This window comes from Gordonia aichiensis NBRC 108223, assembly GCF_000332975.1.
In the GTDB taxonomy this organism is placed as follows: domain Bacteria; phylum Actinomycetota; class Actinomycetes; order Mycobacteriales; family Mycobacteriaceae; genus Gordonia; species Gordonia aichiensis.
Genome location: NZ_BANR01000006.1, coordinates 1 through 25730, shown reverse-complemented (window position 1 = coordinate 25730; position 25730 = coordinate 1). Strand labels below are relative to the sequence as shown.

Below are 25730 nucleotides of genomic sequence, written 5' to 3'. Positions count from 1 at the left end.
ATGGCCGCCACAACCACAAGCACAAGCACGACCACCACTACCGCGACGACGCAGCGGCAGGCGTCGGCGCCCGTCGATTCGCACGCACCCGCACTACGCGTGACCGGGCCCGACGAGGCGTACCTGCTCGCCCAGGACCTCTTCGGCATAGGCTCACCGATTCAATATCTGTGGGTGTTCGACGACGATCCAGGTGCCGACGCTGTGGCGGAGCTACGTGCGGGCCTGGCGCGCGGGTCCCTGCATCGCATGGTGTTGCGCAACCGCATTCCGGCTGCCCGGCACCGATGGGTCCGCTCGTCGCTGCCTGCGGCCGGTGATGACGATGCCACGATCTGCGATGACGCCATCTCGCAGTGGGCAGACGCCCGCGTGCGTGACTCCGGTATCGAACCGGTATCCGGACGCGGGTGGCGATTGGATTCGGCCACGACGCCCACCGGACGCCGGGTGGTGTCACTCGTCGTCTCGCATATGGTCGCCGATGGGCACGGGCTGTTCACCGCGCTCGAGGCAGCACTATCGGAACATACTGCAATACTGCATGATTCGACGGCGGTCGGTCGACGTCGAGCAGTTCGCGAAGACATCGCGGACGCGGTGGGCCAACTGCGCGCGGCAGCCCGATCGGCAGGGGTCCTCGTGCGGGCGGCGTGGCAGCAGCGACGAGATCAGCGGTCAGCGTCGACGGGCTCGCGCACGAAACCTCCGAAGGGTGCGTCCTCGTCGAGTGAGCTCACCGACCGTCCCGGCCCGGACACCACGCTCGCGATCGTCGACGTCGACCGCGCAGCCTGGGATGAGTGTGCGCGCGCGCACGGTGGGACGGCCAACAGTCTGTTCACCGCACTGCTCGCGGGTATCGTCGCCGGTTCCGGGCTACCGGTCGACGACGAGATGCGCGTGTGCATCGCCGTGAGCACCCGCGACGGCGACAGCGATCAGCGGGCCAATGCCTCTGGCGGAGTATGGATTCGGCTGCAGCGCCTGGTCGCACCGGGCGAAAGCCTCGCAGATATTCGTGCACTGAGCAAGGCCGCATTCGGCGACTACGCCGCACACCGACAGCAACAGGTTGCCGACAACCTACAGCCTGTCGTGCGACTGCTCCCGCGTCGTGTCATCGCCTCGATGATGCGATCGGTCCCCGGCCCCGACACCACGGTGTCGAATCTCGGCCGCGTACCCGACGCTGTACTACGGCTCGGCGACTCGACGGCCTCGGGATTCGCGGTACGCGCACTGGCGTCCGGGCTACCGCTCCAGCACCGGCGGGAGCGCGGTCCAGCGGTCGCAGCCTGGGCCGCCGAGTACGGCTCGCGGGTGACGTTGACGTTCTTTGGCATTCACCCCGACCACTTCGGCGACCCGGAGGCACTGCGCGCCATGATCGATCGTGAACTGACGGCGTGGCGACTGGAGCACCGGTTCTGGTGAGCGCGCACATCGCGGTCGTGCTCTACGGAAGCCGCGGCGACGTGCAGCCCGGCCTCGCGCTGGCGCTCGAACTGCAGGCGCGCGGCCATCGGATCGACGTCGCGGTTCCGCCCAATCTCGCTGCACTCTCCAGGTCCGTGGGGCTGCGGACCGTGGAGATCGGTCTCGACACTCATGCCGCGTGGTCGTCGTCGGACGCGGAGGCGGCGCGTCGAAGCAATCCCGTTGCGCGCGTACGCTTCGCGCTCTCCACGATCCGGCAAGGGTTCACTGCCTTCGATGATTCCCTCGCCGACGCATTCGTCGATCCTGGTGCTCCGCTCGCCATTGTCGATCTCATCGTGGCGGCACCGCTGTGTCAGGACCGCTGTCTGGCGCTCTCGGAAAGGCTCGGGGCGTCGTTGGTGGTGCTGCGATTCGCGCCGATGTCGGAGAATGCAGTGTTCGGTGCGATACCCGGGCTGACCGACCGATGGTCGGCACGGTGGAAGCGCCGATCGTGGCGTATCGCCGATCGCCTCACCTGGCTGGCTACGAGCTGGAACGAGAACAGATTTCGTCGTCGACTCGATCTCCCAGCTGCACGGGGACCGCTACCGAGGCGGCTGGAACATCGTGGCATCGTCGCGATCCAGGCCTATGACCGGGCACTCGCGCGCGACTTGGAGCGCGAGTGGGGTCCGATCAAGCCGATCGTCGGCTTCCTCGACCTTCCGGCACAATCCAGAGCGTTCATCAGTGAAACCGGCGGCAGCGATGAGGATCTCGGGGAGTGGCTCGATGCTGGAACTCCGCCGGTCTTCGTCACCTTCGGCAGCATGACCCTCCCCGACCCCGTCGTCACTCTCGACAGGATCATCCGTGCCGTGCGGGGCACCGGACAGCGGTGCCTGGTGTCGGCGTCCGACTACGACGGTGCCGCGCGGGCGGACCCGGATGTGTACGTCGTCGGTGCGCTCGATCACGCTGCGGTACTGCCTCGGTGCGCTGCCGCGATCCATCACGGCGGAGCCGGAACCACCGGCTCCACGCTGCGCGCCGGTTTACCCACGATGGTGTGCGCGGTGACGGCCGAGCAGCCGTTCTGGGCTGCCCGCGTCACCGCCCTCGGCGTCGGGGCCGGGTGGAGGTTGGCCTCGATGACCGATGACGACTGTGCCCTGGGGGTCGCGGTGGTGACGAGCCGATCCACGCGCGAGGCCGCGCGTGATCTCGCATCGCGGATGACCGATCCGCGGGAAGCTGTCGACGCCGCGGCGCAGATCTGCGAAGCCCACCTGTGCCGTAGCCTCGCGTTCGCCTGAGGGACAGCCCTGCGCAGACAGACTGCTCCTCGACAGAACGAGCTTCCGCTATGAAAACAGCAGAAGGGCCGCACCCGAATGGGTACGGCCCTTCGTGTCAGTGCGACGCGTCCGTCAGGCGAACGCCTCGTCGAGGATCTCCTGTTGCTCGACGGCATGCACCTTCGACGAGCCGGAGCTCGGTGCCGACATCGGGCGACGTGAGATGCGACGCAACCCCTTGAGCAGGTTCGGCAGCATCTCGGGCAGCCACAGGCCGAGGAACGGCCACGGGCCCTGGTTTGCGGGCTCATCCTGGACCCAGACGAAATCGTCGGCGTTCGGGTACTTCTCCAGCGTTTCCTGCAGACGACGATGCGGCACCGGGTAGAGCTGCTCGACGCGGACCACGGCGATGTCGTCGCGACCCTCCTTCTCACGACGCGCGGCGAGCTCGTAGTAGATCTTGCCGCTCACCAGCAGAACCCGCTTGACCTTGTCGCGATCTCCGTTCTCCTTCAAGAACCTGGGATCGTCGATCACCGACCGGAACTTGTCGTCGGTGAAGTCCTCGATCGGGCTGACGGCTGCCTTGTTGCGCAGCATCGACTTCGGTGTGAACACGATCAGCGGGCGGCTGATCCCATCGAGCACGTGGCGGCGCAGCAGGTGGAAATAGCTTGCAGGCGTTGACGGCTGCGCAACGGTCATCGAGCCCTCGGCACACAGCTGCAGGAACCGCTCGATGCGGCCGGAGGTGTGGTCGGGACCCTGGCCCTCATGGCCGTGCGGCAGCAGCAGCACGACGTCGGAGCGCTGTCCCCACTTGGCCTCACCCGAACTGATGAACTCGTCGATCACCGACTGTGCGCCGTTGACGAAGTCGCCGAACTGCGCCTCCCAGAGAACGAGCGCGTCGGGGTTGCCCACCGAGTAGCCGTACTCGTAGCCGACCACGGCGAACTCCGACAGCGGGGAGTCGTAGGCCATGAAGCGGCCCTCTTCGTCGGCGTCGCCGTCGAGCGGTGCGAGGTGATTGAGAGGTGTGTACTCCGAGCCGTTCTCACGGTCGATGAGCACCGAGTGGCGCTGGCTGAAGGTGCCGCGGCGCGAGTCCTGGCCCGACAATCGGACGGTGCGTCCCTCGAGGACCAGCGACCCGAAGGCGAGCAACTCGGCGAACGCCCAGTCGACGTGACCCTCACGGCTCATCTCGTGGCGCCGCTTGAGTACAGGCTTCACTCGCGGGTGCGGGGTGAAGCCCTCGGGGGTGTCGTAGAAGGCATCGCCGATGCGCTCGAGCACGGACTTGTCGACGGCGGTCACGAGTTTCTGCGGCAGCGGCTGATCGTCCTCCACCGATTCACTCGGCTCGGGGGTGAACTTCTCGAGCTCCTTGACCTCGTTGAAGACCCGTTCGAGCTGCCCCTGGTAATCGCGAAGCGCGTCCTCGGCCTCCTTGGTGGAGATGTCTCCACGACCGATCAGGGCCTCGGTGTAGGACTTGCGCACACCGCGCTTGGTGTCGATCACGTCGTACATGGCCGGCTGTGTCATCGACGGATCGTCACCCTCGTTGTGTCCGCGACGACGGAAGCAGACGAGGTCGATGACGACATCCTTGTGGAATGTCTCGCGGTAGTCGACGGCCAGCTTGGCGACCCACACGCACGCTTCCGGGTCGTCGCCGTTGACGTGGAAGATCGGCGCGCCGATCATTTTCGCGACGTCGGTGCAGTACTCACTCGACCGCGAGTGCTCAGGTGCGGTGGTGAACCCGACCTGGTTGTTGACGACGATGTGCACGGTGCCACCGGTGCGATAGCCCGGCAGCATCGCGAGGTTCAGGGTCTCGGCCACGACACCCTGACCGGCGAATGCAGCGTCTCCGTGCAGCATGAGCGGAAGAATCGAGAATTCACGCTCTTCTGGCAGCTGATCCTGCTTGGCGCGCACGAGTCCCTCGAGAACCGGGTCAACCGCCTCGAGGTGGCTCGGATTGGCGGTGAGCGAGACGTTGATCTCGTTCTCGCCGAACATCTGGTAGTACTTGCCCTCGGCGCCGAGGTGGTACTTCACGTCACCGGAACCGTGGGCTTGCGAGGGGTTCAGGTTGCCCTCGAACTCGGTGAAGATCTTCGAGTAGGGCTTGCCGACAATGTTCGCGAGCACGTTGAGGCGTCCGCGGTGGGGCATACCGATGACGACCTCGTCGAGCGAGTACTCGGCGCTCTGGTCGATCACAGCATCCATCATGGGGATCACGGACTCCGCGCCCTCGAGCGAGAAGCGCTTCTGCCCAACGTATTTCGTCTGCAGGAAGGTCTCGAAGGCCTCGGCGGCATTGAGCTTGGACAGGATGTACTTCTGCTCGGCGACCGGCGGCTTGACGTGTTTGATCTCGACACGCTCCTGAACCCAGCGCTGCTGCTCGGGCTCGAGGATGTGCGTGTACTCGACGCCGACGTGGCGGCAGTATGCGTCGCGCAGGATCGACAGGACATCGCGCAGCTTCATCGTGTCCTGGCCGTGGAAACCGCCGACCTTGAAGGTGCGGTCGAGATCCCAGAGGGTCAGTCCGTAGGTGAGGATGTCGAGATCCGGGTGTGACGTCCGCGCGTAGCTGTCCATCATGAGCGGATCGGTGTCGGCCATCAGATGGCCGCGGTTGCGGTAGGCCGCGATCAGTTCGAGAACCCGGGCATTCTTGTCGACAGCCCCCGCGGGGATGTCGCGACGCCACCGGATGGGCTCGTAAGGGATGTGGAAGGCAGTGAACAGCTCGTCGTAGAACGCGTCGTCGAGGAGTAGTTCGTGGATCCTGCGCAGGAAGTCGCCGGATTCGGCGCCCTGGATGATCCGGTGATCGTAGGTGGACGTCAGCGTCATCAGCTTGCCGACGCCCAATTCGGCGATCTGCTCGTCACTGGCACCCTGGAACTCCGCCGGGTACTCCATCGCGCCTGCACCGATGATGGCGCCCTGGTTCTTCATCAGGCGCGGCACCGAGTGCACGGTCCCGATGGTGCCGGGATTGGTCAGCGAGATGGTGACGCCTGCGAAGTCGTCCGCGGTGAGCTTGCCGTCACGGGCCCGGCGCACGATGTCCTGGTAGGCGGCGTAGAACTCGGCGAAACCCATTGTCTCGCAGTTCTTGATGGCGGCGACGACCAGCGAGCGGTTGCCGTCCTTGCCGACGAGGTCGATCGCCAGACCGAGATTGGTGTGAGCAGGGGTCACCACGTTCGGCTTGCCGTCGATCTCGGCGAAGTGCCGGTTCATGTTCGGGAACGCCTTGATCGCCTGGACGATGGCATAGCCGAGGATGTGCGTGAAGCTGATCTTGCCGCCGCGCGTGCGTGCGAGGTGATTGTTGACGACGATGCGGTTGTCGATCATCAGCTTGGCCGGAATTGCGCGGACCGAGGTGGCCGTCGGGATCTCGAGCGACGCGGCCATGTTCTTCGCGACGGCCGCCGATGCGCCGCGAAGAACCTTCTGCGTGTCCTCGCCCGCGGGCTCGTCGCCCGACTTCGGCGCGGCTTTTGCGGTGGCGGGGGCCTTCTGCGAGCGCGACGACCCGTCGCGGCTGGCGACGCTGTGTCCGGAGGCCGCCTTGGTCGCGGTGGACTCACGGGCAGGCGTGTTGTTGCCCGCCGGACGCGGCGTCGGCTCCTGGTCGAGTGTCACCTGACGGGTGGCGGGCTTGCTGTTGTTCTTGCTGCTGTTCGATCCGGAACCGTTCGTCGCGCTCGTTGTGGCGGGTGCGTTCTTCTTTTCCGGTGCGGACTTCGCGGTCGCGGTCTGAGCAGGTGTGGTGTTGGCGCCGGTCGTCGTGGCGGCGTTGCCGTTGCTGCTCGATCCGTTGGACGGCGCTCCGTCCTCACCGGGCCGATAGTTCTTCAGCAGGTCGTGCCAACTCGGGTCGACCGAGTTCGGGTCCTCTTTGAATTGCTGGTACATTTCGTCGACCAGCCACGTGTTCTGTCCGAAATCTGATATCGAACTGCTCACAGCGGTATCTCGCCTCAATTCCCTCTGGTGTCGGGTCGCTCGCTCGCGTCGGTAGTCCCTCGTGAAGACTACGGCGCACCACCTGCCCATGCTACGCGCGCGGCGTTGCGCGCCGTCTACCGGCCGCGACGACGTGATTCCGGCGCGGCCCCCATCCGCAGCCGGCGTTGCCGACTCGCGTCGACAGACACGAACATCACCTCAAGCAGGCTCGATACCGTCGGCGTCCGGATCGACACCTGCATCCCAGAACGCGCGGTACCTTCCGCCTAACGACAGCAACTCGTCGTGTGTTCCCGACTCGACGATGCGGCCGTTGTCGACTACCGCGATTCGATCGGCCCGGGCCGCTGTCGCGAGGCGATGAGCGACGATCACGGAGGTGCGTCGACGAGTGACGGTTTCGCCGGCTGCGAGTACCAATGCCTCCGTGGCCTGGTCGAGTGTTGCTGTCGCCTCGTCGAGCAGGAGGAGGTCGGGGTCGACGAGCTCGGCGCGGGCAAGCGCGATGAGCTGACGCTGGCCCGACGACAGCCCGCCGCCGCGCTCACCGACCTCGTGGCGCATCCCGCCATCGAGACCGGCGATGACATCGGTCGCCCCAACGGCCAGGGCTGCGGCGGTGATCTGCGCCGGATCGGCGTCGGGCCTGCCGTAGGCGATGTTGTCGGCGACGCTGCCGGTGAACAGATGCGCTTCCTGGGGTACGAGTCCGATCCGGTGTCGGTAGTCGAGCAGTCCGAAGTCGCGGATGTCGGTTGCGTCCATGCGTACCTCGCCCGAAGTGGGGTCGTAGAAGCGGGCGAGCAGCTTGACCACGGTGGACTTGCCCGCGCCCGTGCGGCCGACAAGGGCGAGTGAGGAACCCGCCGGGATGGTCAGATTCACCTCGCTCAACGCGTCGGTCTGCGCACCGGCGTAACGGAAGCTGACCTCGTTGAGGTCGGCATCACCACGAAAACCTCTGGCGGGCACGGGTTTCCGTTCAGTACGCGACGTGAGTGAGCTGGGGGTGCGAAGGAGGTCGGCGATCCGCCGAAGGCCTACAACTGCCTGCTGATATCCGTCGAAGACCTGGGAGAGTTGCTGGACCGGACCGAAGAGTAGAGACAGATACAGGATGAAGGCGACGAGCGTGCCCGCCTGCATTGTCCCGGTCGAGATGCGATGTGCGCCGACGGCTATCGCCACTGCCGCTGCGACGTCGGACATCAGGGTGATGAACGGAAAGTACACGGAGATGGCGCGCTGCGAACGCATCCGTGCGCGCACCCACTCGAGCGTGCGGTCGGTGAATCGCGCCATGGCCACGTCGCTGCTGCGATAGGTCTGCGTGGTCCGGATCCCCGCGATGTTCTCCTGGAAGTCGGCGTTGACGACGCTCACCAGTTCTCGCGAACGCGTATAGGCATCGGCGGCCACCCGCCGGAACGCCACCGTTGCGGCGATCAGGATCGGGAAGACGGGCAAGATGATCAACCCGAGTTCGATGTCGGTGAGCAGCAGCGCGACCGTGACGCCGACAAGGGTGAGAACGGCGACGATCGCCGAGGTCAGGCCGGTCTGCAGGAACGTCGACAACGCGTCGACGTCGGTCGTCATACGGGTCATGATGCGCCCGGACAACTCCCGCTCGTAGTAGTCGAGGCCGAGTCGTTGCAGGTGCGCGTAGCTGCGCACGCGTAATCCCAACAGAACCCGCTCACCCGCGCGCGTCGAGGTCAGAGTCATCACCGCACCGACGATCCACCCGAGGACGACCAGCGCGACGCCGAACCCGGCGACCTCCCAGATACGCGTTTCGTCGGCTCGACCCGCGGCGTCGAGAACCGCACGTGCCAGCGAGGGGAAGGCGAGTTCGATGAGGGTGTCGATCGAGATGCAGATGATCGCCGTCGCCAGCAGCAGACGTACCGGCGAGAGGATGCCCCACAGGCTGAATCTTCGGTCTTCCCGACGTACCGCCGCGGTGTCGACGCGCGGGTCCTCATCGGCGGGCGGTAGGGCCTCGACGGCTCGGAGTAACTGCGGCGTCGCCTGCATCGAACCGAGAGCGCTCGCCATGCCGCCGCCCCTGCCCCCGGGGCGTCCGGGCGCCGCCGGGGCAGCGGCACTCGGCGCCGTTGTCAACGACGCGGCGGCCTGGTCGGCATCGTCGGGCGGCCAGAGCCGGGCCATCAGCTCGTCGTCGATCTGCGGTGCAGCGTCGGGGGTGAGCGGCGGTGTCTCGTCGCGAGTCGAGGTGCGGACGCTCGCGGTCTCCGGTACCACGCCCGTCATGAGCGCCCGGAAGCGCGGATTACGGGCGTCGAGGTCTGCGACCGTCCCGATATCGGTGATCGACCCGTCGTCGAGAACCGCGACGCGGTCGGCGAGCATCAGCGTCGAACGTCGGTGCGCGAGGACCAGCATCGTCGGTCTGTCCGGTCTGTTCGGGGTGTCTGGGGTGTCCGGAGCCGAGCCCCAGCTGCCGCCTGACCTCAGATCACGCAGAATGCGTGATTCGGTGGCGGCGTCGACAGCGGAGGTGGCGTCGTCGAGGACGAGCACGCGTGGCGCGGCGTACAGAGCGCGGGCGAGTGCCACGCGCTGGCGTTGACCGCCCGAGAGTGTCAGGCCGCGCTCGCCGACGACGGTGTCGAATCCGTCTGGCAGAGCGGAGATGAACTCGAGTGCGTCGGCGCGTGTCGCCGCGTCGACGAGGCGCGGGTCGGGTGTGCCGTCCGGCAGCGTCCGCGCCTCGACCGGGGCGCCGAGCGCGATGTTCGCGGCGATCGTGTCGGAGTACAGGAACGGTTCGTCGAAGACGACCGACAGTGCGGCGTGCAGTTCGTCGGGGGAGAGGTCGGCGATGTTGTGCGCGCCGTCCGTAGAGACCAGTGACACGGCCCCGGTGGTCGGCACGAGATAGCGGCTCGTCAGTTCGGCGAGAGTGGATTTACCCGACCCCGGGGGGCCGACAACGGCGACGCATTCGCCGGGAGCGATGTCGAGGTCGACGTCGCGCAGCACGCTCTTGTCGCCGAATGCGTAGCCCACGTCCGAGAGCCGCAGCCCCAGCGGACCGTTGGACACCCTGCCGGTCTGTCGGTCGCCCGGATCGGTCGGTTCGTCGATGACGTCGTAGACGCGGTCGACAGCCGCGCGGGCCAACTGGGCACTGACGACCAGGTTGGTGAGCAGACGCGCCAGCGACGTCATGGTCGCGACGTAGGTGGCGAAGGCGAGGAAGGTCCCCGCGGTGATCGAACCCCGCAGGGTGAGCCACCCGCCGAGCGCAATCACCGCGACCATGCCCAACTGGGGGATCGCTGCCATCGTCGGAGAAAACCGCGCGTTGATCCTGGCCGCGCGCAATCGCTTCGAATAGAGGTCGCGCGCAAGGCCGACGAGTTTGTCCACGGCACGCGACTCCTGGCCGAAACCCTTCACCACCCGCACGCCGGTCACGGTCTCCTCGACGTGCTGTGCGACGTTGGCAGCCGACTGCTGCGCCGACCACGTCGCGGCGAAAAGCTTTCTGCGCGTGGTGAACACGACCACGCCGACCACGGGGATGATGCTCAGCGCGACAACGGTCAGCAGGGGCGACAGATAGGTCATGATGCCGATGGCGATCACCACCTGGACCGCAGCGCCTGCAGACAATGGCACCACGGCCAACAGGCCCTGGACGATTTGCAGGTCGGAGATCGACCGCGAGACAACCTGTCCCGTGCTGATGCGCGACTGTGCCGCACCGTCGAGATGCAGCAGCGTGCGCATGAGTCGGAGCCGAATCGCGTTCTGCACGCTGATCGACAGTTGTCCCGCGGTGAGTCTGCGCCCGAACTGACAGGCGTAGCGCACGACTGCGAGCACGAGCAGCGCCCCGACGATCGTGGCGATGGTCGGGCCACCGTGCACAGCCCCTGTCGCGTGGTCGATCGCCGCTTTGGCGAGCAACGGCGCTACCAGGTCGACGCCGACCGCGACCAACGTCACCGCAAGGGTGACCACGACCAGTCTGCGGTGCCGCCAGCACTCGGCGGCAAGTCGTCGAATCCAGCCGACTGGTTCTCGACGCGACGGCGTGACGGGGACCGGGGCACCTCGCTCTTGCGTGGCAGCCGGGCTGTCTGTGAGGGAGTCGGTCACCGATCGCCGGAAGGCAGACCGGGTTCGGTCACCACAGAACCGTCGACGACGTCGCCGTGCCACGATTTCGGTGCGGGTCCGAATGCTTCACGTGCGTTGAGGACGACGCGACGTCCGAGTGCGCGGTTGCCGACACCGCCGACGACGGCGCCGATGCCTGCGGGCATCATCTTGCCGAAGATCAGGGGCGCGCGCTTGATCGCATACTTCTTGACGATCTTGTTCATCAACGCAGTGTTCAGTTTGCCCACGCCGCCCCCGGGAATGGCCGCGGTCCCCAGTCGGCGCAACGCGCCGCCGCGGGTTCCGATGAGTCGGCCGAGCGCGGCGACTCCCTCCTCGCCGAGTGCGACGGCCAGTACAAGTGTCTTTCGCCGTTCTGACTGTTCGACGCCGATCCCGTGTACCTCGGCTATCGCGAGAGCCAGCAGCGCGGAGGCCTCAAGGAACAGCACCGTCTCACCGGTCATGGCGCCGAGCGCGGTCATCGTGCCGATACCGGGTACTGCTGCGGTTGCGCCGACGGCGCTTCCGGAGCCCATGACCGTACGCAGGTACTGCTTCTCCAGACGGCGGATGATCTGTTCGGGCGACTCGTCCGGATGCGCCTTGCGTAGCGCATTGACATACTTCTCGACGGCGGGTGCCTGCAGACGCTGCGCCTTGTCGAGGACCGACCCGGTGAGTTCGACCGCCTTCTTGGGAGGCTTCTGCTCGGTTCGTTTGGCGTCGGTCATGACAGCGGCACCCAATCCTGTTCGGGAACGACCTCGCTCGGCTGCGGTGGGGGAGGCGGAGTTCCGTCGCCGAAGGGGCGTCCCCCGAGTTCTTCACGGTGGTGCGGGGTCAGCCAGTTCCGCAGATCAGGTCCATCCGGCACGATGCCGGTCGGGTTGATATCGCGATGAACGATGTAGTAGTGCTGCTTGATCTGCGTGAAGTCGATGGTGTCGCCGAAACCCGGGGTCTGGAACAGATCGCGCGCATACGCCCACAACACCGGCATCTCGGCGAGCTTGCTGCGATTGCACTTGAAGTGCCCGTGGTACACCGGATCGAATCGCGCCAGCGTCGTGAACAGGCGGACGTCGGCCTCGGTGATGGTGTCGCCGACCAAGTACCGCTGCGAGCTGAGGCGTTCGGTCAGGTCGTCGAGCTTGGTGAAAAGTCGCTCGTACGCCTTGTCGTACGCCTCCTGGCTTCCGGCAAATCCGCAGCGGTAAACGCCATTGTTGACCTCGGTGTAGACGCCCTTGCTGACGGTTTCGATCTCGTCGCGCAGGTGCTCCGGATAGAGATCGGGTGCGCCGTCGCGGTGGTAGTCGACCCACTCGACCTCGAAATCGACGGTGATCTGCTTGAAGTCGTTGGTGACGACCTCGCCGCTGGGCACATCGACGATCGCCGGAACGGTGATGCCCTTCGGGTAGCCGGGAAAGCGCTTCTCGTAGGCGTCCTTGAGGCGGGGGATCTTGAGAACGGGATCGACTCCGCCCGGGTCGAGGTCGAACGTCCATGAGTTCTTGTCGTGGGTGGGACCGCACAGGCCCAGTGAGATGGCGTCCTCGAGCCCGAGGAGTCGTCGCACGATGAGGGTGCGATTGGCCCACGGGCAAGCGCGCGCGGCGACGAGTCGGTACCTGTCCGGCTCGACGGGATAGCCGTCGCGACCGTCGCGTGTGATGCGCGTCTCGATGTACTGCGTGTCGCGAACGAACTCCTGTCCGCTCGTGACGTAGGACGCCTGCTCCTCGGACTCGTGCGTTGCGGTGGACTGATCGGCGCTCATGGAATCCACAGTAGTGATCGCGAACGACATTGGGGTTGTGCCTGGTCAGCTCGACAGGAACCGCGCCGTCAGCGCACGTCTGCTGCGGACGCCGACCTTGGCGAACACAGCTTTCAGGTGGTCTTGGACGGTGTGCGGCGACAGGTGCAGGGACGCAGCAATACCTTCCGTGTTCACCCCCTGCAGGACCAGCAGGGCGACCTCTTCCTCACGAGCGGTCAGTCCGTGTGCTGCGAGGGCGAGCCTGCTCAGGGACGCGCGCGCTGTCTCCTCGAGACTGACCACCACGTCGATGCCGCCGCCAGTGTTGTCCAAGGGTGCGGCCCGCAAGCTCATCCACCGTCCCGAGTTCGTCAGGGCGCGGGTGGTGAGGTGTTCGCCGGAGGTCCGCGTTCGGGCCACCACGGCCAGCAGGTTTGCGGGTAACTGGCCGTGATCCCAGCCGCCGAGATCCTCGATGGCCGACCGCGCCGCAGCCGTCACGTGGGTGAGTGCGTCCGATGCGTCAACGATCAGGACCGCGGGCCCGTCACCGGACACCGAGTCGGCGCCGCGCCCGGTCGGCAACCTGAAAAGGCTTCGCGCGATCGCGTGCGCGACGGTGTCGATCATGTCGGCGACCGCCTCGACGTCGCCGGCCGAAAAGGGCGCATCACCGAGGCGTCGATAGATTCCCATCGCGCCCCAACTGGCTCCACGGCTGGTGAAGACCACACGCAGCTCGTCGCCGAAGCCGAAGCGCGGCCGCATGAACTCCCGGTGTCGACGGCATCGGTCGAGGTCGCCGTTGGTGTCGATGTGCAGCGCTCCCACGGGTGGTCGTCGGCGGGCGAGGTCCTCGAATTTGTTGACGTCGGGCGGGCCGTATTCGCCGGCAGCGAACTCTTCGTCGCCGACGCCCAGATCGCGGGTTTTCGACGTCCAGGTGATGACACCCGATGCGGGGTCTGACGTTGCCAGACAAGCGAAGTCGTACGGCACGTAATCGCCGAGTGCGGAGTAGACGACGGCGGCGAGCGCGGAGCGGTCCAGATCTGGGCGCAGCCCGTCGGCGAGCCGGTCGTCGAGACTTCGCCACCGGGCAGTGTTCATGCTTTCCATGCTAGTTCGGCGCGGCGTGCGCAAATACCCCAGATTTCTGGGATGGGCCGCGCATCGATCATGGACGAGAGTTCTCGGCATGAACACAACACCTGGTCCGCCACTGGCCGACATCACCGACGCCGCGGGCGCCGACATTCGCGACATGATCGTGGTCCACACCGCGTTACTCCGGGAATTCCGATTGGCTCCCAACGCAATTCGCCGCGCACAACACGGTTCGCGGCGCGCCGTGCGCGGAGCCGTCGAGCATCTCGAGTTGATCTGTTCACTGCTCCATCACCACCACGCCGGTGAGGATGCGCTGCTGTGGCCGGTGCTCGCCCCACGCCTGGCGCCGTCGGAGAGTGCATTCGTGGCAGCCGCTGAAGCTCAGCACGCCGGCATTGAGACGGCACTCGACCGCGTCGGAGTGGCGAAGGCCGAGTGGGTGGCGAATCAGCACGACACCGAGACCGAACGCTTGATCGTAGCGCTCGAAGTCCTCGATCAATTGCTTCGCGAACATCTCGAGGCCGAGGAGCGATACCTGCTGCCGTTGGCAGCAGTCCACCTGTCTCCCCGAGAATGGGGCGCCATTGGCGAGGCGGGTGCGGCAGGCGTCCCCAAGAGCGCACTGCTCCTCGTCTTCGGAATGTTCTGCTACGAGGGCGATCCCGAGGTGCTCGCCCAGATGCTGCACACCACGCCGACCCCTCTGCGCATGATCGTTCCCCGACTCGCCCCGCGCGTCTACGCGCGCCGTGCCGCACGCCTGTACGGCACGCGACGCCCCTGATCACCGATCTGTTCACCACCCTGTCCGACGTTCAAGAAACACAGAAAAGAGAGTTCCATGACCATTTCCGATCCCACCGCAGTCGCAGCTCGTCCGTTCGACCTCAATGAACGCTGGCGAGATGCCTTCAACGCGGGCGACCTCGACCTGCTGATGACCATGTACGAACCCGATGCGGTGATCGTGCCCGGGCCGGATGCGGAGCCGGTCCGGGGGCACGATGCCATCCGCGCATCGCTGAGCTGGTTCCTCGGGCTCGGTGGCACACTCCGATTCACTCCCCGGCACTGGCTCGAGCACGAAGACCTGGTGCTGAGCAGTATTGCGTTCACCATGGACGGTGGTGTCGGGGAGGACGGCGCCCCGGTTGCGCTGGCCGGCGTGACCGACGAGCTCGCGCGGCGTCAGCCCGACGGTACCTGGAAATACGTGATCGACCATCCCTTCGGTGGAGCCTGCTGATCACGTCTCATCAGCAACATCGGCGTCGTGGCCACGTGCCACGGCGCCGGTTGTCGTGGACGCCCGTTGCGGGCGATGCAGATGCGGTGCCTCATCGGTGTTGCCTCCCGTTATTCACCTGGATATATTCCACCTGGAATAACTGGCCCGGCACTACCCGCCATGCACCAACTGGGGAGAGGAGCTACACGACTGTGACCGATAAGTGTTCGGCTCCACTGGGGCCGCTGGCCGTGTTGGTTCTGGGGTTGCTGATGGAAAAGCCGATGCATCCCTATGAGATGTTCCAGACCACCGTCGAAAGGGGCGAGGACCGTCTCTGCAAGTTCCGGGCCGGGACCATGTACCACTCGGTGGACCGTCTCGCCCAGGGAGGACTCATCGAGGTACACGGCGTCGAGAGAGAGGGCAATCGGCCGGAACGGACCATTTATGCGATCACCGATCGTGGGCGCGCGGCGCTCGTCGAGAGCCTGGAACTGATCCTGGCGCGCCATCCCGTCGAATATCCCGAGCTTTATCTGGCGCTGTCCGAAGCGCATGGTCTCCCGCGTGATCGTGTCGTCGAACTCCTCGAGGAGCGACTCAGCCAGATGCGGAGGGAACTCGGCGACCTCGACGTCGCGCACTCCGCCATGCTCTCCCTCGGCAAGCCGGAGATGTTCTATCTCGACCTCGGATGTCGGGCCGCCACGCTGCGCGCACAGGTTGGCTGGGTCGACGACCTCATTCGGCGACTTCGCGGCAATCGGATCGAATGGCTCGACGACACCGGATGTCTGTGGGCCGCGCAGCAATTCACTGTGCCTGCAGATGGTGAATCATCAACGGCCACCGAATCATCAACGGCCACTGAATCGTCCACCGACAACTCGTCCACACAGAAAGTTCCGAACCCATGACAGCTCCAACGTTCAAGTCGGTGACCAACAGACCGTGGCTCTCGCTCATGGCGCTCTGCGTCGGCTTCTTCATGATCCTCGTCGACATGACGATCGTCGCCGTCGCGCAGCCGCAGATCCGCGCATCGCTCGACACCGATGTCAACGGCATCGTGTGGGTGACCAGCGCCTACCTGTTGACCTATGCGGTACCACTACTGATCACGGGCAGGCTCGGCGACAAGTACGGGCCCAAGACCGTCTATCAGGTCGGACTCGTGGTCTTCACCGCAGCGAGCGTCTGGTGCGGGTTCTCCGGTTCGATCGGCGAACTGATCGCCGCCCGGGCACTGCAGGGAATCGGCGCCGCCCTGATCACACCGCAGACGATGGCCATGATCCAGCGCATCTTTCCGCCCGAGAAGCGCGGTGCCGCAATGGGTGTCTGGGGAACGGTCGCCGGCGTCGCCACACTCGTCGGTCCGTTGCTGGGCGGCGTGCTGACCGACAACCTCGGCTGGGAATGGATCTTCTTCGTCAATCTGCCCGTCGGTATCGTCGGCTTGATCCTGGCCGCGGTGCTGGTGCCCGAGGTCGACAAGCATGACCACAGTTTCGACTGGGTCGGTGTGGTGCTGTCGGCAGTCGGCCTGTCCGCCTTGGTGTTCGGGATTCAGGACGGCGAGAAGTACGACTGGGCTCCGTGGATCTGGACGCTGATCATCGTGGGAATCGTGGTGTTCGCTCTGTTCATCTACTGGGAGTCACGCGTCAAAACCGAGCCGTTGGTTCCGCTGTCTCTGTTCCGCCAGCGCAATTTCTCATTGTCGAACATCGGTATCGCCTCGATGGGCTTCGCGATCTCGGGGCAGATGATTCCGGCGATGTTCTTCCTGCAGCTCGTCGGTGGTATGACCCCCACGCAGTCCGCGCTGGTGATGGTGCCTATGGCGATCTTCACCGGTGTCCTCGCGCCGATCGTCGGCAGAATCCTCGACAAGGTGCATCCGAGCCTGATCATCTCGACAGGTCTGTTCCTCGCCTCGATCTCGCTGTTCTGGATGGGTAGCATCGCCCGCTCGGCCACGCCGGTGTGGCAGCTGATCCTGCCGTTGTGCCTGATGGGTATCGCGTCGGCGGGCATCTGGGCACCGCTCGCCGCGACCGCGACGCGCGATCTTCCCTGGTACCAGGCGGGCGCGGGTGCCGGCGTCTACAACACCACCAGGATGATCGGGTCGGTGATCGGTGCGGCTGCGGTCGGTGCGTTGATGCAGACCAGGCTCGCCGCCGAACTGCCCGGCATGGACACGGCGGCGAACAATGACAGCGCCAAGCAGTTGCCGATCGAGGTCTTCGGCCACGCTGTGCGTGAACCGTTCGCACATGCCATGGGACAGACGCTGTACCTGCCTGCAGCGGCATTGCTGATCGGCGTGGTGGCGACGCTGTTCCTCACCCGTCCGGCCGGGCAGCGTTCGTATCCGCCTGCCGACGAGGCAAAGGCGACGGCCGGTGCCGAGGGCGCTGTGGAGGAGGCGGGCGCCGCCTGAGGGCGGCGCGGTTGCGCGCCTGACGCGCCTCCCCGGATCTGTCGGTGGCAGATCGTACGGTGTTGATCATGCGCATCCTGCACACCTCCGATTGGCATCTCGGTCGCACGTTCCACGGCATCGATCTGCTCGACGACCAGCGGCAGACGTTGGGGCAGTTGGCATCAATCGTGGCGACCGAGTCCGTCGACGTCGTGGTGGTTGCCGGCGACGTGTACGACAGATCGGTACCGTCTGCCGACGCCGTGCGTGTGTACGACGAGGGGCTCGCGGCGATCGCGGCGGCAGGCGCGGCCATCGTCGTGACGTCGGGCAATCACGATTCCCCGACCCGGCTCGGTGTCGGATCGGCGTTCGCCGCTGCGGGCGGGCTTCACCTGCGGACGTCGATCGACGGGATCGACGAGCCGGTGATCCTCTCCGATGAGCACGGAGACGTGGCGTTCTACGGCATTCCGTACCTGGAGCCGGAGGTCAGTCGTGTCGCTCTCGGTGTCTCGGAGGCCCGACGACACCAGGACGTCCTGACCGCGGCGATGGGGCGTGTCCGTGCCGACCTCGCTTCGCGTGAGGCGCGGTCGGTGGTCGCCGCGCACGCCTTCGTCGTCGGCGGAGAGGCAACCGGAACCGAACGATCCATCAGTGTCGGAGGCGTCGAAACCGTCGCTGCGGACACATTTTCGGGCATCGACTACGTTGCTCTCGGTCACCTGCACTCGCCCCAGGAGATCACCCCGACGCTGCGCTACAGCGGGTCGTTCCTGCCTTATTCGTTCGGGGAGCGCACGCACCGCAAAGCGGTGTGGCTCGTCGATCTCGGTGCCGACGGCGTCGACGAGGTACGACGCCACGACCTCGTGGAGGTGCGAGGCCTCAGTTCGCTTACGGGAACGCTCGACGAACTGCTGACGTCCGCAGTTCACGCGGACGCCGAGGAACACTACGTGGAGGCGACGCTGACCGACGCGACGCGCCCGGTGGACGCGATGCGCCGCCTGCGCGACCGCTTCCCACATGCCGTGCACGTCCAGTGGCAGCGGCCTGACGCTGTAGCAGAACTCGATTACCGCTCGCGGGTGCACGGCCGATCCGATGCGCAGATCCTCCGCTCGTTCATCACCGATGTCCGTGACGAGCCCACGGCTGCGGAGTCCGCTCTCGTCGATGTCGCGCTGCGGGCCGTCGTCGGGGAGCCGGAGCACACCGCCGGAGTTGAACGTACTGGAGACCCCGAGCGGATCGACGGGTCGCAGCGGCATGCGGACATGTCCGGAGAGTCGTTGCCGCTCTTCGACATCGACGGGATCGCGGAATCGGCATGAGGCTTCACCATCTGCGCATGTGCGCATTCGGACCGTTCGCCGACGACGTCAGTGTCGATTTCGACGCGCTCGCCGAGGATGGCTTGTTCCTCCTGCATGGGCCGACCGGCGCGGGCAAGACCACCATCCTCGACGCCATCGCATTCGCTCTGTTCGGCCGAGTGCCGGGTGCGCGTCACGACGCCAAGCGGCTGCACTCCGATCACGCATCGGCGCAACAGGTTCCCGAGGTCGAGCTCGAAGCGACGATCAACGGACGCAGACTGCGCATCGTGCGCTCGCCGGAGTATCACCGCCCGAAGAAGCGGGGGTCGGGCACCACCAAGGTGCAGGCGAAGGCGACTCTTGACTGGGTCGACGGATCAGGGGTGCCCCTCACGCGCTTGCCCGAGATCGGTGAGACGATCAGCAGCCTGCTCGGGATGAGTGCCGAGCAGTTCTTCCAGGTGGTGCTGTTACCCCAGGGCGACTTCTCCCGGTTCCTCCGGGCTGCGAACGAGGACCGGGAAGCCCTGTTGCAGCGCCTGTTCGACACCGAACGCTTCGGTGACGTCGAGGAGTGGTTCCGCGAGCATGCACGTGCCGGGAGCGCGGCGCTCGACGAGAAGGAGGCCGCGCTCGGCCGGATCGCGGCCCAGATCGCAGCACTGGCCGATACGGAAACACCGGTTGAGCCCGACATGGACTGGGCGCAGGGATGTCTCGACGCTGCACGCGGGTCCCACGAACGAGAGACTGCTTGCCGTGCAGCGGCGCGCGTAGAACTGGAAGAAGCGCAGGCCGCACACGAGAGCGGAACACGTCTGATGCGTGAGCGCCAGCGGGGGCTGGCAGCACAGGCAAAGATCGCTCAGCTCGACGAGGCGAGTGCTGAGCTGCAACGCGCCGCGGATGATCTCGCGGCAGCGCGACGCGCTGCTCCCGTGGTGCCGGTGGTGACCGACCACCGTGACGCGGTCGACGCCCTCGACCAGTCGATGACCTGCTGTGCTGCATCGGAATCGGAGTTGTTCGGCCTGCCCGAAGCCGCTGCGTTGCAAGGCTGTACCGACAGCGATCTCGTGCAGGTGGCCGATACCTGGGCAGCGGAGTCCGCACGCCTGCAGCCACTGGCTCGCAGAGTCGACGAGCGACCGACGCTCGTCGCCGACATAGCTGGTGTCGAACGGGAGATCGCCGCCGCAACGAAACGTGTGGATGAGGTTGACGTTGCGCTGGCAGAGATGCCCGAGCGCAGGGTGCGCGCAGCCGATGCGCTGAGCGCAGCCCGGGATCGCGGTGCGCAACTGGAGATGCTGCGTGGCAAGGTCGAGCAGATCGAGATCGTCGGTGCTGCACTCGACCAGAGAGACGAAGTCGCGCGGCTGATCGTCCGCGCTGAACGCCGAGTTCATGACGCCCGGGAGGCGCACAACGACGCGCGCACGCAGTTTCTCGATCTACGCGAACGTCGACTCACCGGAATGGCTGCTGAACTGGCGTCTCAGCTCGTCGACGGAGAACCATGCGTCGTGTGCGGGTCGTCGACACATCCGGCGCCGAGCACGGCTGATCCCGCCAACCGTGTCAGCGATGTCGACGAGCGCGCCGCTTCGGAGATCGAGCGACGCGCAGCAGACGACGTGGCAGCGGCCCGGTCGTCCCTGGAGACCTATCGGGAACGAGAAGCCAATCTGCAGAAGATCATCGGCGATGCGAACCGTGACGTTGTCGCTGCCGAGCGGGAGGACGCCCTCGAGCGACTGACGGCAGCGCAACGTGCTGCTGCCTCGATATCCGACCTGCAGCGCGCAGTTGACGATCTCGAGGTCCGGGCTCAGCAGCTGACTTCGGAACGAAGCGACCTGCAGTCGGTACGTGCGTCGGCGTCAACCCGTCGTGAAGCGCTCCGTGGCGAGCTGGCCTCGCTCGACGACGAGGTCGCACAGGCCACGGGAGGCCGGGTCAGCGTCGCCGCGCGCCGCGACGAACTCGCCGAACTGTGTCGTTCCGCAGCCTCCGTGCGCGAGGCTCGTGCCGAGGTCGCCCGGTGCCGCGAACGTGTCGAACGCGCAGCACTACGCATGGAGGAGGCGTGCGCCGATGCCGGGTTCGCCGACGAGGACGCTGTGCGCGCCGCGATGGCGACCCCTGAACAGATGGAGATCTGGGAGTCTTCGCTGCGGCGAGCGCACGGGTTGCGCAGCGAGGCCCAGGGAACGCTGGATGACGAGGATGTGCGGGCAGCCCTCGGCGCCGAAACCGTCGACCTCGAGGCGCTCGCGACGGCAGTCGCCTCCGCCCGCGAGCGTCACGACACCGCGGCGGGTGCCGAGGCGGTGGCGGGGCGTCGTGTGAGTGGATTGGCCGATCACGTCGCCCAGTATTGGGAAGCGTTGACTGCCATCGAGCCCGTGAGAGCGAAACAGCAGGAGCTTCGCGAACTGGCCGAGTTGGTTAGCGGTCGGGGGCAGAACGCGCGGCGAATGACGCTGCGTTCCTATGTTCTTGCCGCGCGTCTGGAAGAGGTCTTGGTGGCCGCGTCGGCGCGCCTCCGTCAGATGTCAGCGGGGAGATACGAATTCGCGCACACCGATGCGGTCGGTCCGCGTGGTCGACGCGGTGGACTCGGCATTGAGGTGCGCGATGAGTACACAGGAGCCACACGCGCAGCGACCACCCTGTCGGGTGGCGAGACCTTCTTCGCGTCCCTCGCGCTGGCTCTGGGCCTGGCCGACGTGGTGTCCGCGGAATCGGGCGGACGGGTGCTCGACACGATGTTCATCGATGAGGGATTCGGCACCCTCGACCCAGAGTCGCTCGATCTGGTCATGGGGGTACTCGACGAATTACGTTCCGGGGGCAGGGTTGTCGGCGTGGTCAGCCATGTCGATGAGTTGCGCGCGCGCATACCGTCACAACTGGAGGTACTGCGTGGTGAGGCGGGCTCGTCGGTGAGGGTACGCACGCTCACCGCGTCGGGCTGACCAGTTGCGCGAACAGTTCTGCGGTTGTCACTGGGTACGGGCGACCGTGAACAGTCGCTTGGTGGCTCGCGTCTGTGCCACGTAGAGGTCTCTCAGCCCGGCCGCGCTGGCGGATTCGATCTCGTCGGGTGCGACGACGAGAACGGTATCGAACTCCAATCCCCGGGCTTCTGCTGCGGGAACGACCATCACGTCGCTCCCGAGGCGGCTCGGCTGTTGGGCATTTGTGTCTCGCGGGTGGGTTTCACGGCCGTCAGCGCCCAGCCCTGCGGCCCGCCGTGACGAGGCAATAATGCCGATGAGCTCGCCGGGATGGTCGCGTCGTAGCTCAGCGATGAGCGTGCCGATGGTGGCATCGACGGTGTGATCGGAAGCTGTGACGATTATCGGCTGGTCGCCATGTCGGAGCGATCGCGAAAGTCGTTGGCCGGGTGCAATTCGTCTCAGCAGTGGGGCTGTGGCGTCGAGGATCTCTGCGGTGGTGCGGTAGTTGATGGTCAGGGTGTAGTGGGCGAATCGGTCGGAGACGAACGGGTGCAGAGCGTCTGCCCAGGTTGTGATCGTGGTCGACGGTCCCGCCTGGGCCAGGTCCCCGACTATGGTCATCGAGCGGTTGGGGCAGCGGCGCATGAGCATGCGCCACTGCATCTCGGAGAGTTGCTGTGCCTCGTCCACAACGATATGCCCGTAGACGGTCTCCGGCGGACCGTCGAGCAGCATGTGGAGCTCATCGAGGAGCGCGAGATCGGCTACAGTCCAACCCGATTCGGCCGCCGATGTGACCGCGTGGATGGCGTCGTCTGACAGTTCGGGAAGGAGGTGGCGCAGGACTGCACCGTCTCGGAGTATCGATTGAAGGACCGTGTCCGGGTGAAGAAGGGGCCAGACGCGATCGACGCATGCGCGGATGCCGGCGTCGTCGAGGAGTTCGTCACGGATTCGGTCCCAGTCGATCTCGTCGAATCCTGACGAGTCCGCGGCATCCGGTGAGTCGCTGGCGAACATGCGATCGAGATCGATACCGAAGGCCTCCTTGATCTCGGCTTCGAAGTCGGAGATCTCCTGCACGGTTTGGCGTTCGAGCTCGGTCACCACGTCGTCGACAAGGTACTCGATGAAAGATTCTCTCGCGGGGTTGTGGCCGGCACCTCCCTGGAGTGCACGACGGCGAGCGTCGTCGACGCGGTCTGGTTCGACGACGACGGTGCCGTGCTCGGTGTGCACTCGCAATGATCGCCCGCGCGGCTGCCGCGCCTGCACGAAGCGGGCGAGTTCTGCGGCGCACGATCCGCGACCCTTGGCGCGTGCGACTCCGTCGGATTCGAGGCGTCCGGGTTGGACGGCGATGAGATCGGCTGCAGTGGCCATGGCGACGTCGTTTTCTCCCAGAGAGGGCAACACGTCCGAGATGTACGACAGGAATCGCGCGTTGGGACCGAAGATCAGCACACCGCGATCGGCGATCGCTGGAAATGCGTACAGCACATACGCTGCTCGGTGAAGCGCGACGATCGTCTTCCCGGTTCCGGGGCCCCCGTCCACGACGATGATTCCGCGGTGTTGCGATCTCACGATCTCGTCCTGTTCAGTCTGCAACGTTGCTGCCGCGTCGTGCATGCGACCAGATCGCGCACCGGTCAGAGCTGCGGTGAGAGGTGCGTCGCCGACGATGTCGTTCTCGGTTTGCGAGGAGCCATCCAGTATCTCATCGGTGACGTCGACGACCGACCGGCTGTTGAGGCGCAGATGACGTCGGCGTCGCACTCCCAGTGGCGATTTCGTCGTCGCCTCGTAGAAGGGTCGAGCGGCCTCGGCGCGCCAGTCGACGAGCAGCGTAGTGCCCCCCGCCGACTGGAGGCCGACCCTCCCGATGTGCAGTGGCGCCGCGTCACCCGACATGTCGATACGTCCGAAACACAATGATCTTTCTGCGAGTCGACGTCGTTGAAGCCTCGCGTCCAAGCGAGAGAGCTCGGCGTCTCGGGCTACTCGCATCTCCGGCTCGTCTACTCCAGATGCCAGCGTGCGTGCTCGGGTGGCGAGGGTCTCGCTACGTTCGGCATCGAGCCGGTCGTACATCGCATCAATCGCGAGTTGCTCGTGCGCGATCTGCTGTGCTCTCGGCTGATCTATATCCACCAGTGGGGCTGCTCTCTTGGTCGGTGATGTGGCGTCCACTGTGGAGGCAGAATTGCGATAGTGCAACGTTGACTTTCGACGAAAACTTTGGCCTCACAGAGGTTTATCCACAAATACGTTCCGAACTCTCGCAGATGACCGTCTCTGTCGGTACCCGTCCGTAGTATGGGTACAAACGTTCGATCCGATGGTTCGGAGGGGGTGCGATGTCGGTCGCGGCAGAGGGTTTCAGTGCGGGTGACTCTGGCGACGAGGAGCCCGACCGAAGTAGCGCGGGTGCCGAAGAACCCGACGGAGGCAACCCGGACGTCGGAGATTCGTTTGTTGGGTCGTGTGCACATTCGGAGTCTGTTGGCTCACAGTCTGATTCGACGAGTTCCGAAACTTCGGATCGTGACTGGGCGGGTGTGCCGCTTGGTCTGCTCGGTGGTGTCGATCCGGCGGCTCCGGATGGTTCGGACACGGTCGCGGTGTTGGAGGGTCTGACCCGGTTACGTTGTGGTGAGGCGTTTGTGGTGTGGGCGCGGTATCAGTCGATCGGGGTGCTCTATGACCGGCTGGTCGTCGGGCGTGCCGAGTGTGATGGCCTGATCGTGGATGGTTTCGCCGATGCCGCGGCACGCATTTCGGGGATCTTCGCGGTGTCGCGTCGGCAGGCTGAACGCATGATCGACGAGGCGATCGTGTTGCGTGATGATCTGCCGCAGGTGTTTGGCTGTCTGCGTGAGGGGATCGTGTCGATCGAGCAAGCGCGGCTGGTGATCTCACGCACCGACCTGGTGCGTGGGCCGGGCACCCCGCCAGAGGTGGTGGCGGCTGTGGATGAGCAGATCGCGACCACGCTGCGCACGCGGCGCGGGTCGTGGAAACGACCGCGCCTGCGGGACATGGTTGATCGGATCGTGTTCCGCCAGGATCCGGATGCGGTGCGTGAACGCCGCGAGCGTGCGTTGGACAAACGAGGTGTGTTCACCGACAACTGTGGTGACGGGGTTGGGGAGATCACCGCGGTGATGTCGGCGGAGAACGTGCAGGTAGCGGTCGCTGCGGTACGACGCCTGGCCGACGCGGTGTGTGATGGTGATGGTCGGAGTCGTCAGCAACGCGCCTCGGATGCGATGTTCGCGCTGCTCTCGGGGTCCCGGTTCGAATGCGCCTGCGGCAGTGCCGAGTGCACCGCGGCGATTCCCGAACCGGGCACCGTGCCGCCGGCTGATCCGCGGTTCGTCATCCACGTCGTGTGCAACGAGGCCGCACTCGGCGCACCCGAAGTACTCTCCAGCACAGCCGAACCCGCCGACAGCACCGCGGAGTCCGGGGCTCGTCGCGCGGAGTCTTCGGCAGGCGAAGCAGAGACGGTCAAGGGTGTCGATGGTGACGAGACCGAGAGCGGCGACGGGCCGGGCACCTGGACGGTGCGGGTCGACCGTCCGCGCCCGGACGTGTCGCCCGAGGCTGTGCCGGTCGGGTTCATGGACGGCTACGGCATCATCTCCGCCGAGCACGTGCGAGATATCGCCGCCCGCCCCGACGCGGTGATCCGCCGGGTCGTGCCGATCAACACGCCTGAGAACGCTGACGGCACCTTCACCCTGCCCGCACACGGCGTCGACCCGTACCGGCCGTCGACAGCGTTGGATGAAGCGGTGCGGTGCCGTGACGGCTACTGCGTCGATCCCGGCTGCAGTCGCTCGGCATGGACCGCCGACAACGATCACGTCGCCGAATACGACCACCACAATCCGGATGCTGGTGGGCCCACCAGTTACGAGAATTTGAACACGAAATGCCGGTACGGGCACATCCAGAAAACGTTCGGCAACTGGGTCGATGACCAGTACCGCGACCCGGCCACCGGACGACTGGTC

Annotated in this window: 15 protein-coding genes; 9 read left to right on the top strand and 6 right to left on the bottom strand. The window is 65.8% G+C overall.

What is annotated here, in order from left to right; translation table 11 throughout:
* Complete coding sequence (locus GOACH_RS09200) at positions 1–1437, top strand: hypothetical protein (protein WP_005173854.1); 1437 nt, start codon at positions 1–3, stop codon at positions 1435–1437.
* A complete protein-coding gene (locus GOACH_RS09195) occupies positions 1410–2741 on the top strand; it encodes a glycosyltransferase (protein WP_245551858.1) in 1332 nt (443 codons plus the stop codon). Before GOACH_RS09200 ends, GOACH_RS09195 begins: the two co-directional genes overlap by 28 nt.
* Before the next feature lie 114 nt (positions 2742–2855).
* Here the strand turns inward: GOACH_RS09195 and GOACH_RS09190 are convergent, their stop codons facing one another.
* From GOACH_RS09190 to GOACH_RS09170, 5 genes are all read right to left on the bottom strand, one after another.
* Entirely contained in the window at positions 2856–6734 is a 3879-nt protein-coding gene (locus GOACH_RS09190; protein ID WP_005173848.1) for a multifunctional oxoglutarate decarboxylase/oxoglutarate dehydrogenase thiamine pyrophosphate-binding subunit/dihydrolipoyllysine-residue succinyltransferase subunit, read from the bottom strand.
* A gap of 201 nt (positions 6735–6935) precedes the next feature.
* Positions 6936–10871 (bottom strand): ABC transporter ATP-binding protein, encoded by a 3936-nt coding sequence (locus tag GOACH_RS09185; RefSeq protein WP_005173844.1) that lies wholly within the window; start codon positions 10869–10871, stop codon positions 6936–6938.
* Positions 10868–11608: a hypothetical protein gene (locus GOACH_RS09180; protein WP_005173842.1), complete on the bottom strand. Its 741-nt coding sequence runs from the start codon at positions 11606–11608 to the stop codon at positions 10868–10870. Before GOACH_RS09180 ends, GOACH_RS09185 begins: the two co-directional genes overlap by 4 nt.
* A complete protein-coding gene (locus GOACH_RS09175) occupies positions 11605–12660 on the bottom strand; it encodes a glutathione S-transferase family protein (RefSeq protein ID WP_040518245.1) in 1056 nt (351 codons plus the stop codon). Before GOACH_RS09175 ends, GOACH_RS09180 begins: the two co-directional genes overlap by 4 nt.
* A 45-nt stretch (positions 12661–12705) precedes the next feature.
* Positions 12706–13752, bottom strand: a complete 1047-nt coding sequence (locus tag GOACH_RS09170; RefSeq protein WP_005173838.1) for a helix-turn-helix transcriptional regulator — start codon at positions 13750–13752, stop codon at positions 12706–12708.
* Positions 13753–13840: 88 nt separating this feature from the next.
* On the opposite strand from GOACH_RS09170, the gene GOACH_RS09165 reads away from it, so the two are divergent.
* The 6 genes from GOACH_RS09165 to GOACH_RS09140 all read left to right on the top strand — a co-directional run bounded on the left by GOACH_RS09165 (position 13841) and on the right by GOACH_RS09140 (position 21723).
* The gene (locus GOACH_RS09165; RefSeq protein ID WP_005173836.1) at positions 13841–14539 is read left to right on the top strand and encodes a hemerythrin domain-containing protein; all 699 of its coding nucleotides are present in this window, start codon (positions 13841–13843) and stop codon (positions 14537–14539) included.
* Between the two features lie 57 nt (positions 14540–14596).
* Complete coding sequence (locus tag GOACH_RS09160) at positions 14597–15001, top strand: YybH family protein (protein WP_005173833.1); 405 nt, start codon at positions 14597–14599, stop codon at positions 14999–15001.
* Between the two features lie 194 nt (positions 15002–15195).
* Entirely contained in the window at positions 15196–15903 is a 708-nt protein-coding gene (locus GOACH_RS09155) for a PadR family transcriptional regulator (protein ID WP_005173830.1), read from the top strand.
* Positions 15900–17435, top strand: coding sequence for an MFS transporter (locus GOACH_RS09150; RefSeq protein WP_005173829.1), 1536 nt, complete (start codon positions 15900–15902; stop codon positions 17433–17435). The genes GOACH_RS09155 and GOACH_RS09150 overlap by 4 nt, the downstream gene beginning before the upstream one ends.
* A gap of 68 nt (positions 17436–17503) precedes the next feature.
* On the top strand, positions 17504–18757 hold the full coding sequence (locus GOACH_RS09145; RefSeq protein ID WP_005173828.1) for an exonuclease SbcCD subunit D: 1254 nt from the start codon (positions 17504–17506) through the stop codon (positions 18755–18757).
* On the top strand, positions 18754–21723 hold the full coding sequence (locus tag GOACH_RS09140; RefSeq protein WP_005173821.1) for an AAA family ATPase: 2970 nt from the start codon (positions 18754–18756) through the stop codon (positions 21721–21723). Before GOACH_RS09145 ends, GOACH_RS09140 begins: the two co-directional genes overlap by 4 nt.
* A 27-nt stretch (positions 21724–21750) precedes the next feature.
* Here the strand turns inward: GOACH_RS09140 and GOACH_RS09135 are convergent, their stop codons facing one another.
* Positions 21751–23862, bottom strand: a complete 2112-nt coding sequence (locus GOACH_RS09135) for a HelD family protein (RefSeq protein ID WP_245551857.1) — start codon at positions 23860–23862, stop codon at positions 21751–21753.
* Between the two features lie 206 nt (positions 23863–24068).
* Between GOACH_RS09135 and GOACH_RS09130 the strand changes: the two genes are divergently transcribed.
* Positions 24069–25730: DUF222 domain-containing protein (locus GOACH_RS09130; protein WP_005173815.1), on the top strand; the 1662-nt coding region annotated here is incomplete at its 3' end.